This is a genomic window from Specibacter sp. AOP5-B1-6, from assembly GCF_052376555.1.
Classification (GTDB): domain Bacteria; phylum Actinomycetota; class Actinomycetes; order Actinomycetales; family Micrococcaceae; genus Specibacter.
Genome location: NZ_JBQSVT010000016.1, coordinates 60,372 through 76,489, shown reverse-complemented (window position 1 = coordinate 76,489; position 16,118 = coordinate 60,372). Strand labels below are relative to the sequence as shown.

Annotated in this window: 16 protein-coding genes and 1 pseudogene; 1 reads left to right on the top strand and 16 read right to left on the bottom strand. The window is 62.9% G+C overall.

What is annotated here, in order from left to right:
* Positions 1-55: 55 nt before the first annotated feature.
* The 13 genes and pseudogenes from smpB to ACT3TS_RS10265 all read right to left on the bottom strand — a co-directional run bounded on the left by smpB (position 56) and on the right by ACT3TS_RS10265 (position 11,550).
* Positions 56-538, bottom strand: a complete 483-nt coding sequence (gene smpB, locus ACT3TS_RS10325; protein ID WP_444531424.1) for an SsrA-binding protein SmpB — start codon at positions 536-538, stop codon at positions 56-58.
* 150 nt (positions 539-688) lie between these two features.
* Complete coding sequence (locus tag ACT3TS_RS10320) at positions 689-2,146, bottom strand: peptidoglycan DD-metalloendopeptidase family protein (protein ID WP_444531445.1); 1,458 nt, start codon at positions 2,144-2,146, stop codon at positions 689-691.
* 148 nt (positions 2,147-2,294) lie between these two features.
* A complete protein-coding gene (gene ftsX / locus ACT3TS_RS10315; protein WP_444531423.1) occupies positions 2,295-3,209 on the bottom strand; it encodes a permease-like cell division protein FtsX in 915 nt (304 codons plus the stop codon).
* A gap of 239 nt (positions 3,210-3,448) precedes the next feature.
* Positions 3,449-4,144 (bottom strand): annotated as a pseudogene (gene ftsE / locus ACT3TS_RS10310) (cell division ATP-binding protein FtsE); the annotation flags it as partial.
* Positions 4,145-4,577: 433 nt separating this feature from the next.
* Positions 4,578-5,696 (bottom strand): peptide chain release factor 2, encoded by a 1,119-nt coding sequence (gene prfB, locus ACT3TS_RS10305; RefSeq protein WP_444531422.1) that lies wholly within the window; start codon positions 5,694-5,696, stop codon positions 4,578-4,580.
* Positions 5,697-5,752: 56 nt separating this feature from the next.
* A complete protein-coding gene (locus ACT3TS_RS10300) occupies positions 5,753-6,262 on the bottom strand; it encodes a pilus assembly protein TadG-related protein (RefSeq protein ID WP_444531421.1) in 510 nt (169 codons plus the stop codon).
* The gene (locus ACT3TS_RS10295) at positions 6,259-6,720 is read right to left on the bottom strand and encodes a hypothetical protein (RefSeq protein ID WP_444531420.1); all 462 of its coding nucleotides are present in this window, start codon (positions 6,718-6,720) and stop codon (positions 6,259-6,261) included. The genes ACT3TS_RS10300 and ACT3TS_RS10295 overlap by 4 nt, the downstream gene beginning before the upstream one ends.
* Entirely contained in the window at positions 6,701-7,048 is a 348-nt protein-coding gene (locus tag ACT3TS_RS10290; protein WP_444531419.1) for a TadE/TadG family type IV pilus assembly protein, read from the bottom strand. The genes ACT3TS_RS10295 and ACT3TS_RS10290 overlap by 20 nt, the downstream gene beginning before the upstream one ends.
* A gap of 182 nt (positions 7,049-7,230) precedes the next feature.
* Entirely contained in the window at positions 7,231-7,494 is a 264-nt protein-coding gene (locus tag ACT3TS_RS10285) for a hypothetical protein (protein WP_444531418.1), read from the bottom strand.
* A 73-nt stretch (positions 7,495-7,567) separates the two neighbouring features.
* The gene (locus ACT3TS_RS10280; RefSeq protein WP_444531417.1) at positions 7,568-8,506 is read right to left on the bottom strand and encodes a type II secretion system F family protein; all 939 of its coding nucleotides are present in this window, start codon (positions 8,504-8,506) and stop codon (positions 7,568-7,570) included.
* Positions 8,503-9,357, bottom strand: coding sequence for a type II secretion system F family protein (locus tag ACT3TS_RS10275; protein ID WP_444531416.1), 855 nt, complete (start codon positions 9,355-9,357; stop codon positions 8,503-8,505). The genes ACT3TS_RS10280 and ACT3TS_RS10275 overlap by 4 nt, the downstream gene beginning before the upstream one ends.
* Positions 9,357-10,580, bottom strand: coding sequence for a CpaF family protein (locus tag ACT3TS_RS10270; RefSeq protein WP_444531415.1), 1,224 nt, complete (start codon positions 10,578-10,580; stop codon positions 9,357-9,359). The genes ACT3TS_RS10275 and ACT3TS_RS10270 overlap by 1 nt, the downstream gene beginning before the upstream one ends.
* A gap of 493 nt (positions 10,581-11,073) precedes the next feature.
* On the bottom strand, positions 11,074-11,550 hold the full coding sequence (locus tag ACT3TS_RS10265; protein WP_444531414.1) for a hypothetical protein: 477 nt from the start codon (positions 11,548-11,550) through the stop codon (positions 11,074-11,076).
* Here ACT3TS_RS10265 and ACT3TS_RS10260 point away from each other — a divergent pair.
* Positions 11,549-13,327, top strand: coding sequence for a cell wall-binding repeat-containing protein (locus tag ACT3TS_RS10260; protein ID WP_444531413.1), 1,779 nt, complete (start codon positions 11,549-11,551; stop codon positions 13,325-13,327). The genes ACT3TS_RS10265 and ACT3TS_RS10260 overlap by 2 nt on opposite strands.
* A gap of 55 nt (positions 13,328-13,382) precedes the next feature.
* On the opposite strand, the gene ACT3TS_RS10255 is transcribed toward ACT3TS_RS10260, so the two are convergent.
* From ACT3TS_RS10255 to ACT3TS_RS10245, 3 genes are read right to left on the bottom strand one after another with little or no spacing between them, the layout of a single operon-like run.
* Positions 13,383-14,513, bottom strand: coding sequence for a glycosyltransferase (locus ACT3TS_RS10255; RefSeq protein WP_444531412.1), 1,131 nt, complete (start codon positions 14,511-14,513; stop codon positions 13,383-13,385).
* A gap of 58 nt (positions 14,514-14,571) precedes the next feature.
* Complete coding sequence (locus ACT3TS_RS10250) at positions 14,572-15,624, bottom strand: acyltransferase (RefSeq protein ID WP_444531411.1); 1,053 nt, start codon at positions 15,622-15,624, stop codon at positions 14,572-14,574.
* A 53-nt stretch (positions 15,625-15,677) separates the two neighbouring features.
* Positions 15,678-16,115 carry a DUF2304 domain-containing protein gene (locus tag ACT3TS_RS10245; RefSeq protein WP_444531410.1) on the bottom strand — a complete coding sequence of 146 codons (438 nt, stop codon included), beginning with the start codon at positions 16,113-16,115 and terminating at the stop codon, positions 15,678-15,680.
* Positions 16,116-16,118 lie beyond the last annotated feature (3 nt).

Below are 16,118 nucleotides of genomic sequence, written 5' to 3'. Positions count from 1 at the left end.
CCGGCGCAGGTCAAACTACGGGCGTGCGCACGTTCCGGGCCGTCGGCAGGGACTGCTACTCGCCGCTGCCGCCGCGGTTCTTTGCGCGCATGGCCCGCAGCGCCTCGCGGTTGTCCTGCTGCTCGCGCAGGGCGTGGCGCTTGTCGTAGTCCTTCTTGCCTCGGGCGATGGCGATTTCAACCTTGGCCCGGCTGTCCTTGAAGTACAGCTGCAGCGGCACAATGGTGAAGCCGGATTCGCGGGTTTTGCGGTCGATCTTCTCCAGCTCCTCGCGGTGCAGCAGCAGCTTGCGGCGGCGGCGGGCCGTGTGGTTGGTCCAACTGCCGTTGAGGTATTCAGGGATGTAGACGCCCTCGAGCCACAGTTCGTCGCTGTAGAACGTGGCAAAGCCGTCAACCAAGGAGGCCCGGCCCTCGCGCAGGGACTTCACCTCGGTGCCCATCAAGACCAGTCCGGCCTCAAAGGTGTCCATGATGAGGTAATCATGCCGGGCCTTGCGATTGGTGGCCACCACTTTCAGGCCACTTTCCTTAGGCACAGCTGGCTCCCTTTTGTTTGAAATGATGCGGACTTGAAATGGTGCCGCTGTGAAATACTGCGGTCTTGAAAAAACTGCGGGTTCGCGCTGGGCTGCTGCAAAGCATCCCGGCGCGAACCCTTAGTTTAGCAAGCTTGACGGTGCGGACGACTACAGCAGGCCCATCGGGTCAACCGGGGTTCCGTTGAGCCAGGTCTCAAAGTGGGCGTGGCAGCCTGTGGAGTTTCCCGTGCTGCCCGAGTATGCCACCAATTGGCCTTGCTTGACGGACTGTCCGGCGGAGACGACGACGGAGGAGTTGTGATAGAAAACCGTCATCAAGGCGTTGCCCTGGACGACTCCGTGGCTGATGTACAACACGTTGCCGCCGCCGTAGACGACGTTGGTTTGGCCCGCAATTTGCACCACGCCGTCGGCAGGGGCATAAACGGGGGTGCCGCACTGGGCGCCAAAGTCGATGCCCGTGTGGTCATAGTAGCCGGTTCCGTTGAAGTCGGCCGTTCCGGCGGGAACTGGGCGGTTGCGCACAAACGGGGAGGTGATCGGAATATTTCCTGCGAAGGGGTGCTGCAGGCCAAACGCCGAGACATTGCCGGGTGCCGGCGGGACGTAGGGCGGCGGAACGAAGACGGGCGGGACGTAGTTGTTGTTGCCTGCCTCTGCCGCAGCGGCCGCGGCTGCAGCAGCCGCTGCCTCGGCTTGGGCCCGGGCAACCCGTTCGGCCTCGGCCTTGGCGGCCGCCTCTGCAGCTTCGCGTTCCTTGCGCTGAATCTCCGCGATCTGGGCGCCCACTGCGTCCTTTTCTGCCTGGACCTTCTTCAGCTTGGACTGGATGCGCGGTTTTTCGGCTTCGAGCTTGGAGTTCAACGCGGCCGAGTCACTGATCAGCTTGTCCACGGTGGCCTTCTGCGCAGCGGCCTGGTCCCTGGCGACCTGCTCGGCGGCAAGGGCAGCTTCAGCCTGCTGCTTCAGGTCCTTGATTTCCGCTTCGACGGCGACGAGGCGGACCTGGGCATTCTTGTTCGTGGCCTTTTGCGCCGTCAACTGTTCAAGGGCGGCGGTTTGGCTTCGCAGTGCTTGTTCGGCGAGGTCAATGGAGTTGGCAAGGTCGGTGCTGGATCCGGCGCCCAGGATCAAGGTCAGGTTTGCCGGCAGTCCGCCTGCCTTGTACGACTGGGCGGCAATCTGTCCGATCATTGCCTTGGTTTCGGTGGCCTTCTCGGCGTCGGCAGCAATCTGCGCGGTGATCTTGTCCTTGCTTTGCTGGGCAAGGTCGATCCGGGCAGCCAGCGAGTTGACTTCACCGGTGGCGGCGCTGACGCGGGTCTGCGCCTCGGACAGTGCCGCCTGGGCTCCGGGCAGCTGGCCTTGGTAGGTGACAAGGTCTGCTGCGGACTTGGCAATGCCGGCATCCACAAATTCCAGCGACGACTGGACGTCGTGGGCCTGCTGTTCCAGGGCGGACTGCTGTTCCAAGGCTGCTGCCTTGTCGCTGGCGTCGTCGGCCTGTGCCGGCGGGACCAGGCCGAGCAGCCCGACGGCAAGAAGCACCGTCACCGCGGCGCCAAGGCGGCGCACCACCGGGCGGGAGGAGCGGGAGCCGGGCATGTTGCGCCCAAGCCGGGGGGATTTCACGGATCCAATTCCCCCGCTTGATTTCAAATTCATGCCTTGTGGCTCCTTCGAGAATCGCTGCCGAAACAGCCTGATAACACCAGTCACATGAGCACCGTGAGTAACAGTGCCCCCACTAACCTTACACTTTGAGGTTTTTGCGCAAGGAAACTGCCGAAGAAACCCCAGCCAACACCACGCCCAGCAGGATCAGGACAGGGTAGATCGCAAAGGCGTCGGCGGCGGAAATAAATGGCGTCCCGGAGTTGGATTCGGCCAGGTAGCCGCCCATGAAGAAGTGCACAATGGACCACACCGCCCCCGAGGCCAACACCGCCCCGATGGTTGCCGCAATGACACCCTCGAGCACAAACGGCAGCTGGATCACCGTTCTGGATGCGCCCACCAGACGCATGATTTCAATTTCCCGGGTGCGCGATTGGGCGGAAAGTCTGATGGTTGTGGCGATCAGCAGGGCCGCGCAGACAGTCATCAGCCCAGCCACACCAATGGCGACATAGGTGGCGATGTTCATCCACGAGAACAACTTTTCAAGGACCTTGCGCTGATCAACCACCGAGTCCACGCCAGGGGTTGCCGAGAACGTTTCGTTGATGATCTGGTACTTTTCCGGATCCGTCAGCTTGATGCGGAAGGAGGAGGGCAGGTTTGCCGCCTCAACCGAATCAACCATGGGTGAGTTCGCGAACTGTTCCTGGAAGTGCGACAGCGCCTCGTCCTGGGTTTCAAACGTCCAGTTCTCGATGTAGGGCTTGACGGCCTCGGATTCCAGCAGGCCTTCAATGGTCGACTTTTGCTCGTCGTTGACGGGGCCGGCCACGCAGTTGCTGTTCGCCGGCACATCGGTGCACAGGTAAATGGTGACCTGGACCTTGTCGTACCAAAATCCCTTCAGCTGGCCAATCTGCATCTGCAGCAGCCCGGCCGCGCCCACAAAGGTCAGGGACACAAACGTCACCAGGATGACGGAAATGACCATCGTCAGGTTGCGGCGCAGGCCGCTCCCCAACTCGCTCATAATGAAAGCAAGTCTCACAGTTGGTCCTCATTCATTGAATTCTCGGTGCCGGCCTGCCCGCTGGGGGTGTTTCCGCCGGCTGGCTTCGGTTCATCCTCCAGCGGCAGTCCGCGCCGGCGCTCAAGCCGCGGCGGCATGGAGTCGGCGGCCGGGCCGTTGCTTGCGGCCGCGGCACTTACTGCACGCTGGCGGCGGGTCTGGGGTTCGGCGTCGTCCTTCTTTGCAGGTCCGACGGCGGATCCCCCACCTGCCGCCGGGACGACCGGGATCATGGAGGTGTATTGGGCCTTGGCCTCGTCGCGCACCACTTTGCCGTGGCGCAGCTCGATGACGCGCTTGCGCATGGAGTTGACGATGTCGTCGTCGTGGGTGGCCATGACCACGGTGGTGCCGTTTTGGTTGATTTTGTCCAGGATGTCCATGATACCGGCGCTGGTGATGGGGTCGAGGTTTCCCGTGGGCTCGTCCGCGAGCAGGATGCCGGGCTGGTTCACGATGGCGCGGGCAATGGCGACGCGCTGCTGCTCACCGCCGGAAAGTTCGGTGGGCTTGCGGTGGCCCTTGTCTTCCAAGCCGACGAGCTCGAGCACGCGCGGGACCTCGGCGCGGATGGCGGCGCGGGACTTGCCCAGCACCTGCATGGCGTAGGCGACGTTGGCGAAAACGGTCTTGGTTTGGATGAGGCGGAAGTCCTGGAACACCACGCCGATTCCGCGGCGGAACTTGGGCACGCGCCAGCTGGGCACGTTGGCCACATTCTGGCCGGCAACGTAGATCTGCCCGTGCGGGGTTTTGTGTTCGCGCAGCACCAGACGCAGCAGCGTCGACTTGCCGGAACCGGACGAGCCCACCAGGAACACGAACTCGCCGCGCTGCACATCCAGGGAAACGTCATCGAGCGCAGGCTTGGACTTGCGATCGTAAGCAATGCTCACATTTTCAAAACGAATCATGACTTTTTCATTGCCCGTCCAGCGATAATTGCTGGCATGCTGACGGCCGGGCAGTAGTTTGGGGGAAGAAACCGCCAGCATAATGACTATAGGCGTCGGACACAGCGATTGCTGGTTCCGTGCCGGTGTGTCGAGGCTCGATCATTCCTGTGAATCCGCGGGGTTTCCGGCTTTGGATGGCATGGTGTGCGGACCGTTTCACTGGAACCAGCCTCCCGAACTTCGCACCCCGGTGCAGCTGCTCCTGCGGCGCCACCGCTACCCTGGCGTTGGAATTGGCCGTTGGCGTTGGCGTGACCGTGAAGATGGTCCCGCCTCACATGCCAACACTGTGCAGCCGCGAGAAGGGGCCAAACCCGTCAGATATCGTTCAGGGCCGCAACGCAATCCCCGGCCCTTCCCGGCCACGGTCCAGACGCCGAGTCGAAGGTGGTTAGTCCTTCTCCGCGTTCCGGTTGTCGGCGCGCCAGCGGATGCCGGCGTCGATGAAGTCGTCGATCTCGCCGTCCAACACGGATGCGGCGTTGCCCACTTCATGTTCGGTGCGCAGGTCCTTGACCATTTGGTACGGGTTCAGCACGTAGGAGCGCATTTGGTCCCCCCAGGAGGCCTTCACGTCGCCGGCCATGGCCTTCTTTGTGGCGTTTTCCTCGGCCTTCTTCAGCAGCAACAGGCGCGACTGCAGCACACGCAGCGCCGCCGCACGGTTCTGAATCTGCGACTTCTCGTTCTGCATTGACACCACGGTGCCGGTGGGAATGTGGGTCATGCGCACGGCAGAGTCGGTGGTGTTCACCGACTGGCCGCCGGGGCCGGAGGACCGGAACACGTCGACGCGGATTTCGTTTTCCGGAATCTCGATGCTGTCGGTGGACTCGATCAGCGGGATGACTTCGACGGCGGCAAAGGAGGTCTGGCGCCGGCCCTGGTTGTCGAAGGGGCTGATGCGCACCAAGCGGTGTGTGCCGGCCTCAACGCTCAGGGTGCCAAAGGCATACGGCGCCTTGACCTCAAAGGTGGCTGACTTCAGTCCGGCTTCTTCCGCGTAGGACGTGTCCAACACGGCGGTCGGGTAGCCGTGGCGTTCGGCCCAGCGCAGGTACATGCGCAGCAGCATCTCGGCGAAGTCGGCTGCATCCACCCCGCCGGCACCCGAACGGATGGTGATGACTGCTTCACGTTCGTCGTATTCGCCGGCCAGCAGCGTCACGATTTCCAGGTCCTCCAGCGACTTCTGCAACAACGGGAGGTCCTTGGCAGCTTCGGCGAGGGAATCGGCGTCGCCCTCCTCCTGGGCGAGCTCGACCAGCACCTCAAGGTCATCGATCCGGGCTTGGAGCTTGCGCAGCTTTTCCAGTTTCGACTGGGCGTGACTGAGCTTGGAGGTCACCTTTTGCGCCGCGGCGGGGTCGTCCCACAGGTTCGGAGAGCCGGCCTGGTCGGACAAATCCTCGATGTCCTCCATGAGCTTCTCCACCTCGGAGACTTGCTCAATCGAAGTGTAGGTGGCGCGTAGCGCCCGGAGTTCTGCGGGAAAGTCGATCTCTGCCATGATATTCAAGCCTACGGCATGTGCGGCGGTGGTTGGGTCGGAGCGCCGCGCCGGGGCTACATCACCAGGTTCGCGCGGGCCGTGCTTGTCACGCTGATGGCGATGCCCTCCGGCACCAGAAAGTTAATGAACAAGGGATGCACGACGGCGATCATGCCCACTTGCGCTGTCCGGCCGTCCCCGGCTCCGGTGGTCGGGCCAAGGGCAATGCCGCCCAGCCCCTCCGGAGTTTCGACGCCTGCGAGGTAGCTCTGGGCCGCGGCGAGAACTCCCTGGTCGGTGAGCAGGGTGCCGGGATCGCTGTCGGCACTGCCGCCGTTGAGTTCGAACGTGTCGGCGGCTGCGAGCGCAGCACCGTCGGCCATGGACAGCAGTTTCTTGTGGCCCAGATAGATGCTGCCCGCCGCGGCGACGACCGTGACAAGCAGCAGCGCCAGGAGGACGTAGCCGATCAGCAGCACCATGACATGACCCGCGTCCCCGCCCTTGTTCGGCCCGCGCCGGAGCATGCGCTGGAACACGCCGCTGCCGGCGGTCGCGCGCTGTCGCTGGCAGGTCCGGATCACCTGAACCGGCCCACTTTCTGGGTGGCGGTTGAATCAACCGTGGCGGCGGTGGCATTGACACCTGGCAGTGAGCCAACCACCGGCAATTCAACGCGCAGCTGCACGTGGGCGCTGATGGTTGATCCCGCCGTGAGACAGCCGCCGTCGCAGCTGATGGTCAGTTCAGCACTTGCGGGGTCAAAGCCCATGTCCTCAATGGCCAGTTGAACCGCCTGCTCCGCGGCGAGGTGGGCTCCGGGCAGGTCTTTGTGCAGAACAAAAACCTTTGCTGCCTGGTCGGCGGCCCCCACGACTGCGTAGGCACCGCCTTGGACCTGGCCCACAGTAAGGATCAAGTACGCCACAGGCACCATGAGCAGCACGGCAAGGAAGATGAACTCCACAATGGCGGACCCTGATTCCGCGGCCGGGCGCCGGCTTGGTCCGGTTCGTTGCGGTTCATTTGATAATGACTGCATGGCCTGTCATTTCCAAAGTGCGCGACGGCCCAAACAAGCCCACGACCGGCAAGGGCGCGCTGATGGTGACGACGAGGATGTCCATCCCGTTGCTGGTCTGCACCGAGACGGAGACGTCCTGGGCATAGTCGGAACCCAGTGCGGTGCCCACGAGCAGGCTAGCCCGTGCTTGTGCGTCTGCCGCAGTTCTGTCGCCAAGGGCGCCGTAGCGGGCGGCCGACGACGCCGCATCGGCGACAGTATTGCGCACGTGCAGCACCAGGGCCAGTTGGATCAAGGCCACAAAGATCACCGTCACCAACGCACCCACCAGGACGAAGTCCACCACGGCGGCGCCCGCCTCCCGCACGCTGGCGGGCCGCTTGGCGTGCCGCCTGGCGGACCGCCCTGGTCCGGTCCGCCTGGGTCTGGTCCCGGCGGAGCCGGCACCGGGGCGGCTCCCGCCGGTACGGTGCTGAGCCGCGAAGCTTCCGCTGAGGCGGCTCGGTTCTGCCTGTCCGTCCCCGGCCGTTACGGCTGGACTTGTTCCATCGCCTGGTTGAACAACCGTTCCAGGGCGGGTCCGGCGATGGCCAGCAAACCTGCCACCAGGACGGCGCTCATCAATGTGATTAAAACCCAACCAGGCACGTCCCCGCGCGATCTCTCCGTGTCCGGGCGCAACGCCAGCGCCGGAAAGCGTGCGGCCAGGTTCTCCCTGAACCGGCCCAGCCATTGCCCCGCGGCAATCAGCAGAGTCATCCCCATCCCGATGAACTTGTTCGTTTCCTGCATGGTCTCTTCCCTCCGAGCGGTGATGCGTGGTTACTTGTGATGAATGCCTTCTCATGCCATGTGCAGCCGTCATCTAAAAGCCAAACTGCAGCAAGGCAATGCCGGGGAACACGGCGAAGACGACGGTGAGCGGCAGGACCCCAAAAATCAGCGGAACCATCATGGCAATTTCCTTCCGGCCAGCAGATTCCATCAACTCCCGTTTTGCCACGTCCCGCACGTCCTGGGCTTGGGCGCGGAGCACCTCCGCCAGGGGTGTGCCCCTGTTGACGGCAACGCTGATCCCGTCAACAAAGCGGGCCAGGGCGGCAACGTCCACGCGCGCGGAGAATTCGTTCAAGGCTTCCACCAAAGGCATTCCGGTGCGGGTCTGCGCGAGGACTTTCCCAAATTCAGCTGACAGGACCCCGTTGGATGACCGCGCCACCCTGTCGAGGGCGCTTGCTGCGCTCTCCCCCGCGCTGACCGCCAGGGCCATGAGTTCGGCCAGTGCAGGGAACTCGATGAGCATGAGCGCCTGCCGGCGTTTGATCCGGACGCCCAGCAGATAGTCGTAGAGCAGGTACCCGCCCAGCATGGGTGCCAGGGTCAACGCCACGGCACCCATGAGGTTGATGCTGCCCTGCCAGAGCAGAAACAGCGAGACCAGTGCCCCTGCCATCAGCCCCGCACCGGCACACAGCAACTGCACAGCCCTGAATTCCAGGGCCGTCTCGCTGCGTCCCGCCTGCTCCAGCCGTCCGCTGAGGCCGTGCACACTGACATTGAATTTTCCCAGCCGATGCACCGCGTCCGAAAGGACCAACCGAAAGATTCGTTCCAGCGGACCAAACAGCGTCGCGGATTCGTCGCCGTCCAGGAGCTTGGACCGGATGGCCACTGAGCGCAGCTGTGGTTCCACGCGTTGGGCGAAGCTTGGTTTGCGCATGGCTGGGAGCCGGGTGAAGCTCAGCCACAACCCTGCGCCCAGCACAAGGCCGACGCCGAGCACGAGCACCGCGTGCGTGTTCATTGCAGCACCCGCTGTTCTTCAGGCAACGCGCCAATGCGCAGCATCAGCCGGTAGCAGATCACCGAGACCAGCAGCCCGCCGCCCAGGACGGCCCAGCCGGCCGGGGAGTTGTACGCTCCCACCGCTTCCGGTCTCGTGGCCATCAGCATCAAGACAATCCATGGCGCGGCCACTGCCAGGCGGGCGGCGTTGACCGTCCAGGACTGCCGGGCTTCCAGCTCACTGCGCGTGCGGGCGTGGTCGCGCAGGAATTCAGAGAGTGTGCCCAGCAGCTTGCCCAGGTCCGAGCCGCCTACATCTCGGGTGAGCCGCAACGCCTCAATGATCCGGTCCGAGACCGGATCGGCCAGGGTGGATTTGAGCCTTTGCAGGGCACCTTCAAAGTGGCCGCCTGCCCTGTAGTCCGCACCAAATGTCTTGAACTCCGCACGCAGCTGGACCGGGCCCTTGCTGCCCAGCTGGACCAGCGCCTCCGGCAGGGACAACCCGGCCCGGATGGCCGAGCGCAAGTGGTCCACGACGTCGGGCCAGAGTTCGCGCATGACGGCGGCCCGGCGTCGTGCCCTCATGTTCAGGAGCGCAAACGGAACATAGCCGCTGAACAGGCCAAAACACAGGGCTATGGCGGGGACTCCGCTAAGCACGAAAACCAGCAGGGCCATCACCGTTGCCAGCCCGGCGGCGCTGACGACCAGGGAGGTCGGCGTCACCTGAGGGACGCCGGCCTGTTGCAGCAGTTGTTCCAGCCTGCTGCGCCGCCCGGGCTGCGGTTGGCGGGCGGGCTCGCTCCAGCAGGCGTTCCAGATCAGGAAGAGACCCATGCCGGCGAGCAGCCCCACGACGGCCGACATCAGGAGTCCCCCATGAGCGTGGCCACGTTGTAGCCGGCCGCGGCAAACTTTTCAGCTGCGGGCATCGCGGTTTCGGAGGCCGTCAGGAGGCCGTTGACCGTGCTGAACACGAGGCCGGATTCGATGATGCCGTTCTCAACGCGTCGTCCCAGGGCAAGGATTTGGCCTACGCTGCGTTTGCCGTTGGGCGCCCTGACGCAGTGCACCACCAGGTCGATGCAGGCCGCCACGGTGGGGACCACGAAGGCTGCGGTGATATTTTCGCCGGCCAACAGCGGCAGCGTGCAGATCTTCACGACGGCATCATGGGCCGAGTTCGCATGAACGGACGCCATCCCTGGAAGCCCAGAATTCAGTGCAATCAACATGTCAAGGCTCTCGGCCTCGCGAACTTCACCGACAATGAGCCTGTCGGGCCGCATGCGCAGAGCCTCCTTGACCAGGCGCCGCAGCGGAATTTCACCTGCACCTTCAAGGTTGGGCTGGCGGCATTGCAGGCCCACAACATCGCGCAGCGGCACCTTGAGCTCAAAGATCTCCTCCACGGTCACGACGCGCTCGCGTGAGCCGATGCCGGCCGCAAGGCAGTTGAGCAGGGTGGTTTTCCCGGCCTGGGTGGCACCCGACACCAGGATGTTCAGTCCGCTGCTGACGGCAGCACCCAGGAAACGGGCCGCCTGCGGGGTGAGCGATCCCAGTTCCACGAGGTGGTCAAGCCGGCTGGCCCGGGCAGTAAATTTGCGGATGTTCACGGCCCAATGGTTTTGGGTGATGTCCGGAATCACCACGTGCAGGCGGCTGCCGTCCGGGAGCGCGGCATCCACAAACGGCGAGCTGAGATCCAGGCGCCTGCCGGAGCTCTTCAGCATCCGTTCCACCAGGTCGCGCACCTGCTGGGCCGTGAATACCAGCCCCGTCAGCTCTGACTCCCCCTGCCTGGCCACAAACACCCGGTCGGGCGCATTGAGCCAGATTTCCTCGATGTCGGGATCGTCAAGGAACGGCTGCAAGGCACCGAAACCGGCGACGGCGTTGAACACGTGCCGCTTGACGTCGTCTCCTTGGCCCAGGGCCGGGACTGCACCAAGAAGCGCCCTTTCGCCGTAGTCGTTGAACGCTGCATCAATTAGGGCAAGCACTTCCGGACCCTGCCTGAGCGGATCTAGTCCCTTTCTGCGGATGAGTTCCCTGACTTCATCCTCCAGCAGTGCAAATGCATCCAATCAGACCACGTCCGCCCCTTTGCGGTGTTTGTCCACTCTTTGTTCAGGAGCTTAGACCCGGTGGGGAAGGCGCGCCAGAGCGAAAATATGTTCTGTGGACAAGTACCTCACCGGAACCGGCACAGCCCCCAACGGAGCCCCGGTGTCGAACAGCGCCGCCGAGGTCGCCCGGACACCAGTCCCGGACATCCGACATTGCGGGGACTCGTGAGGAAATTAGGTGCCGTAACAAATGCGCCAGTGCCGGGGCGCCACGCTATCCGATGACGGACGAATACGCGTCCACTCCCTTCGACGCGGACCCAACATTTCGAAGCCGGCATGTTCTATTTCAAGCCCGCCGCAGCAACCATGCCCCATGGACGATAAACTGCCAACCCTGCCAATGCCTGCAACTCGATAGTAGGCTGGCAGCATTGACCCCACGTCTTGAAGCCGCCCATTGCAGCCCCCGCAATGAAAAGCTTTGGTCCCCTGCGATGTTCCGGAGCTTTCAATTGCCTGCCACACTCTCCAAGTTGTTGACCACCCCGAGCAAGGCTTCGGTACGCCGGACCGGTTCGTTCACAGCGGCAGGGTTGCTCACATTTTCCCTAGTCTTCTCGCTGGGAGCTGTCCCCGCCCATGCTGCAACACTGCCAGGCACGACGGCGGCATCACCTGAGACCCCGGCCGCACCCGAGCCTTCCGCTGAGCCGGAGGCGTCGCCGGATCCTGCCGAGAGCGCAGAGCCAACAGAGACGGCACCGCCAGCGGAGACGACAGATCCCGCGGTTCCGCCCGTGGACGCGCCCGATCCCGCCCCCGCGCCGGAGACCTCTCCGGAAGTCGTCGCACCACCGGAAGAGATCACACCATCGGCCCCCGTGGACACAACCACGCCGGTCCCCGCTGACGCTGGCGACTCTGGCGACGAATCCGCACCCGAGGCTTCCGCGACACCGGCGGAAACCACGGAACCGACAGCCATGCCTTCGGCCACTGCCGACGCGTCACCGACCGCCACGGCATCACCGACGGCCGAGGCGTCACCGACAGCCGAAGACGACGACAACCTGCCGAATCCGGGTGCCTTCATGGGCCAGGGGCTCGCGAAGGAAGAGGTGGGCATCGCAGCCGACGCCCCCATCACCGCGAAAGCCCTCAGTGCCAAGTTGGCAGTGAAGTCGGCGGCAGCCCCCTTGTGGACACCTGCCGGCGGAATTCTCGGCATGGATGTCAGCGGTTGGCAGGCCGATTCAGGCTATACAAGAAGCACCGTCAACTGGGCGGGCGAATGGTCCAAGGGCGCCCGCTTTGTGTACGTCAAGGCCACCGAGGGCAACAACTTCACGGACGCTTCCCGGAACTCCCACCTTGCAGGCGCCGCCAAGGTGGGCATGCTGCACGGGGCTTACCACTTTGCACGGCCCAACCAGTCCTCTGCCGTTTCGCAGGCGGACTATTTCGTCAAGAATGGCGGCGCGTGGAAGGCAGACGGAAAAACATTGCCGCCCCTGCTTGACATTGAAAACAATCCCTACGGCGCCAACTGCTACGGCCTGAACTCCAGTGAAATGGTCAACTGGATCAAGACCTTCTCCAACCGGGTGCAGGCGAAGACCGGGCGGCTGCCCATGATCTACACGAACCTGGGTTGGTGGCAATCCTGCACAGGCGATTCGACAGTGTTCAAGAATCAGCCCCTCCACATCGCCGCATACACCGGTGGTGCAAAACTCCAGCTTCCGGCCGGTTGGCCCGTTTACAGCATGTGGCAATTCAGTTCCACCGGTCCCTTTGCCGGCGACTCCAACGTTTGGAACGGATCCCTGGCCAGCCTGAAAAAGTTTGCCGCGGGAACCACCGTGACACGAATCAACGGCAAGGACCGATATGAAGTCTCGGCGGCCGTGTCCAAATCCACGTTCCCGGCCCGCACCAAAACCGCGTACATCGCCAGCGGCGCGGTCTACACCGATGCCCTTTCAGGTTCGGCAGCGGCAGGGCACAACGACGGCCCCGTGTTGCTGACCGGGACAGGCGTGCTGCCTTATGTCATCCGGGCAGAGCTCACCCGGCTCAAGCCCCAACGCATCGTCATCCTTGGCGGGCCCGCCACCGTCAGCAACAGCGTCATGGGCCTGCTGAAGAAGTACAGCCCCTCCGTCAGCCGTATCAGCGGCAAGGACCGCTACGTTGTCTCTGCGGGTGTTTCGAAGTCGACGTTCAAGGCCGGGACAGGCATCGCCTATGTTGCCAGCGGAGCAATCTATACGGACGCTCTCTCGGCGTCGGCTTTGGCCGGCCACCAGGGCGGCCCCGTGCTGCTGACCGCAAAGACCATCCTTCCCGATGCCATCCGCGCAGAACTGATCCGGCTCAAGCCCCAACGGATTGTGGTTCTTGGCGGCACAGGCAGTGTCAGCAACAGTGTCATGAATCTGTTGAAGCGGTACAGCACTTCCGTCAGCCGGATTAGCGGAGCCGACAGGTACGAGGTCTCGGCCTCCGTATCAAGGTCGAGCTATTGGGTGGGGACCCAAACCGTCTACATCGCCAGCGGGGCGGTGTATTCTGATGCACTCTCCGGCTCAGCCGCAGCAGCCCGCAAGGGCAGCCCGGTCCTGCTGACTGCCCCCAATGTCCTGCCAAACTCCGTCCGCGCCGAACTCAAGCGCATCAAACCGCAACGCATCGTCATCCTGGGCGGCACCGGCAGCGTCAGCAACGGAGTGCTGCAGGAGCTGCAGAACTACGGGCGTTAGTTCCACCTGCCATGGTTGTGCCGGCCGCGGCTGCACCCACCGCATTGGCAGTAAATTAGCCAGCTCCCACAATGTCAGCAATCACAGTCTCCCAGACGGCAACCTGCGACTCTGCTGACAAAGGCCTGGCCGCCGCATCGGCTGACTGTTTCCAACGGTCGATCGCTTCGGGAGTCAGTGCAAAGAGCGTTTCACGCAGCGATTGCGCCGAAAAATCCTTGGTAATGGCACCCAATCCGTGCTCCTTTACCAAGCCCACCATGGCAGGTGATGGGCCAACAATGAGTGCAATGCGGGCCTGCACCGCCTCGAAAAACTTGTTGGGCAACGCGTTCTTGAGGTTGAAGTTGGTGGGCGGCAGAAACACTATGGAGACATCGTATTCAGTCAGCGTACGGACCAGGTCCTTGTACGGCACCGGGTCCCGGAAAGTAATCGCCGGAACGTCGGCTGCCAGGGCCTTCAGTTCGGCAACATAGTCCGGCTCGTTGGGCATGACGATCATGTCAAGGGTCAACCACGCAGGTGCGTCCTTCATGGCCTCGACAAAGTTCTCCAATTTGCGGTAGCGCTGCCCCGCAGCACTGTGGATGAGGCGGATCCGCTCGCCAGCGGGGCGCACTGTCCCGGCCGCGTAGGGGGCGGCGTTGGTGACAACTTTCACCGGCATGCCGTAGTCCTTGGTATATTCATCCGCGATCCCTTGGGAAACCGTTGTTACCGAGGCTGCGAGCGGGAGGTAGCGGGAACAGAGCCAGCGCATGAAGGGCGCAATAAACAAACGCCATTTGACGTTGTCTTCTTTTTCCCGCGGCGCGAACTCATGCAGATCGGCGTGCACGCCAAGCCGCGGCTCAAGTTCCAAGGCGAGCGGCAGCGTGTTGAGATCGTTGGCCAGGATCACATCGAATTTGCCCTTGGGCAGGATTGCCCGCGCAGACTGTACGGCAGGCAGTCCGTCATACACTCGCCCGTACTGGTGGCTGATCAGACCGACCTTGTCAGAGGGCCAGCCACGTGAGTCCGCTGGCAAGGCAAAGTGTTCCTCCACGCCGTCGGGGGCATCGCCATAGGCGCAGGTGCTCACGCGGTACTTGTCCTTGAACAACTCCACTTGCTTCAAGACCCGGGGGTCGGAACGAATGGGCGAAAAAGTCAGGATAAGCAGCGAAGGAAGGTGCGTCATGCCTCCCATTATTGCCGACTATTGGGCCACCAGTGAAAGCCGGGGCCCCTGCAGGCCGTCAAAAGACCCGGCGGAGCAGCGGTAACTTCGCGGCAAGCAGGGAAATGAGAAAGCTAACTGCCAATGTCACCAGATATGCGCAGGCAATTGCCGGGAACGACGTTGCGTCACGAACAACCGGCACGTTCAGGCGGATCGCTTCAAAAACCACGAGGTGGACCAGGAACACGCCAAAGGACGCGTTGGACAGGGCGACAAGCACTTTGCCGGTCGGCGCAGGGACTGCAATGAACCCGCACACCGAAAGTCCGACGACGAACACCCCCAACGCTGCCAGGGCAACCCCCGCACCCAGATAGGAAACCGGCAGCAGGGCGTCCAGCATTGGAAACACGCCCCGATGTCCGAAGTGCCACACGGTGAAGGCCAGCAACGCTGCGGTGCCCAAGGCCGCAGCACCTAAGGCAAGTCCCTTGAGGCGCAGGTTTCGCAAGGCATAGCCTGCGGCAAAATAACCCACATAGGGGAGCCAATACGTGAAAACATTCAGTGATATGGGTCGAGAGACACCGAAATATCCCATTATTCCCGACCCCATGAACGCCAAAACGCTCACTGCCAGCAGCACGCCGGCGGTGGTCAATGCGCGACGGCTGCCTTTGCCTGCGATAAATGATGCCAGCAGTGGTGATATCGCGTAGAGGCCTAGAATGAGCCACAGGAAGTACAGCTGAGTGAACACGGAGCTGTCATACAGCAGTTGCGCGATCCGTACGGCTGACAAATCCTCGTGACGCATCCAAATTCGCACGCCAATCAAGTACACGGCATTCCAAAAAATCAGTGCCGGAATGAGCCGCGCTGCCCGTTTACGATAAAAGGACGCCGGCGAGGCCGCCACGAGCCGGGAGCCAAGGATCAATGCTCCGGAGATCATCACAAACACCGGCACTACCCAGATGAAGGATATGTCGATGGCGGTCGCGGCCCACCAGCCCTGTCCTTCCTTGGGTTCGGAGCCCACTCGAAGCCCGAAAACGTGGATGGCCACCACACCGCAAATACTGACGATGCGCAAGATATCCAGGCCATAGTTGCGCTGACCGGCCATGGCCGGTGCAGTTGGCTCGCTTTGGATTCCGCGTGCGGCTTTCCACGCGTCACTCATCCGGAAGCTTGGCTGCCAAGCTCAGTCTCTGGTCTGGGACCCGACGCAGCACCTTCGACGGGCTGCGTGGACATTCCAGCGGCCACGGCCACCGGGGATGCCGTTCTGTTGACCTCGTCAATTGCGATCCTGCGGGAGAGTTTGGTCAATGCTGTCTCCATATGCCGGAACCGCTGGTATGTGGTGGCCATGAACACCAGGAAGCTGACTATCAGTCCGTACAGCACCAGATCCGTGCCACGGCCGATGCCAAAGAAGCGGGCAACGTGGCTCAATAGACCAGGAAAGAAGATGGACAATGCGGCGATGCAGGCAAAGAGGATGAGCAGGATCCGGCGAATGGCCAAGTGCCTGGCGTTGGATCCTCCCCGCATCAAGGCAAGGGAAACGACAATGACGGCAAGGACAAGGGCGATTTGGACGACTATTTGCACTGT

Excerpts from the sequence above, each read along its gene's own strand:
- ACT3TS_RS10320 (WP_444531445.1), bottom strand. The coding sequence starts at position 2,146 with ATGCCCGGCTCCCGCTCCTCCCGCCCGGTGGTGCGCCGCCTTGGCGCC.
- prfB (WP_444531422.1), bottom strand. The coding sequence starts at position 5,696 with ATGGCAGAGATCGACTTTCCCGCAGAACTCCGGGCGCTACGCGCCACC.
- ACT3TS_RS10295 (WP_444531420.1), bottom strand. The coding sequence starts at position 6,720 with ATGCAGTCATTATCAAATGAACCGCAACGAACCGGACCAAGCCGGCGC.
- ACT3TS_RS10285 (WP_444531418.1), bottom strand. The coding sequence starts at position 7,494 with ATGCAGGAAACGAACAAGTTCATCGGGATGGGGATGACTCTGCTGATT.
- ACT3TS_RS10280 (WP_444531417.1), bottom strand. The coding sequence starts at position 8,506 with ATGAACACGCACGCGGTGCTCGTGCTCGGCGTCGGCCTTGTGCTGGGC.
- ACT3TS_RS10275 (WP_444531416.1), bottom strand. The coding sequence starts at position 9,357 with ATGTCGGCCGTCGTGGGGCTGCTCGCCGGCATGGGTCTCTTCCTGATC.
- ACT3TS_RS10260 (WP_444531413.1), top strand. The coding sequence starts at position 11,549 with ATGCCTTCGGCCACTGCCGACGCGTCACCGACCGCCACGGCATCACCG.
- ACT3TS_RS10265 (WP_444531414.1), bottom strand. The coding sequence starts at position 11,550 with ATGGCTGTCGGTTCCGTGGTTTCCGCCGGTGTCGCGGAAGCCTCGGGT.
- ACT3TS_RS10255 (WP_444531412.1), bottom strand. The coding sequence starts at position 14,513 with ATGACGCACCTTCCTTCGCTGCTTATCCTGACTTTTTCGCCCATTCGT.
- ACT3TS_RS10250 (WP_444531411.1), bottom strand. The coding sequence starts at position 15,624 with ATGGCCGGTCAGCGCAACTATGGCCTGGATATCTTGCGCATCGTCAGT.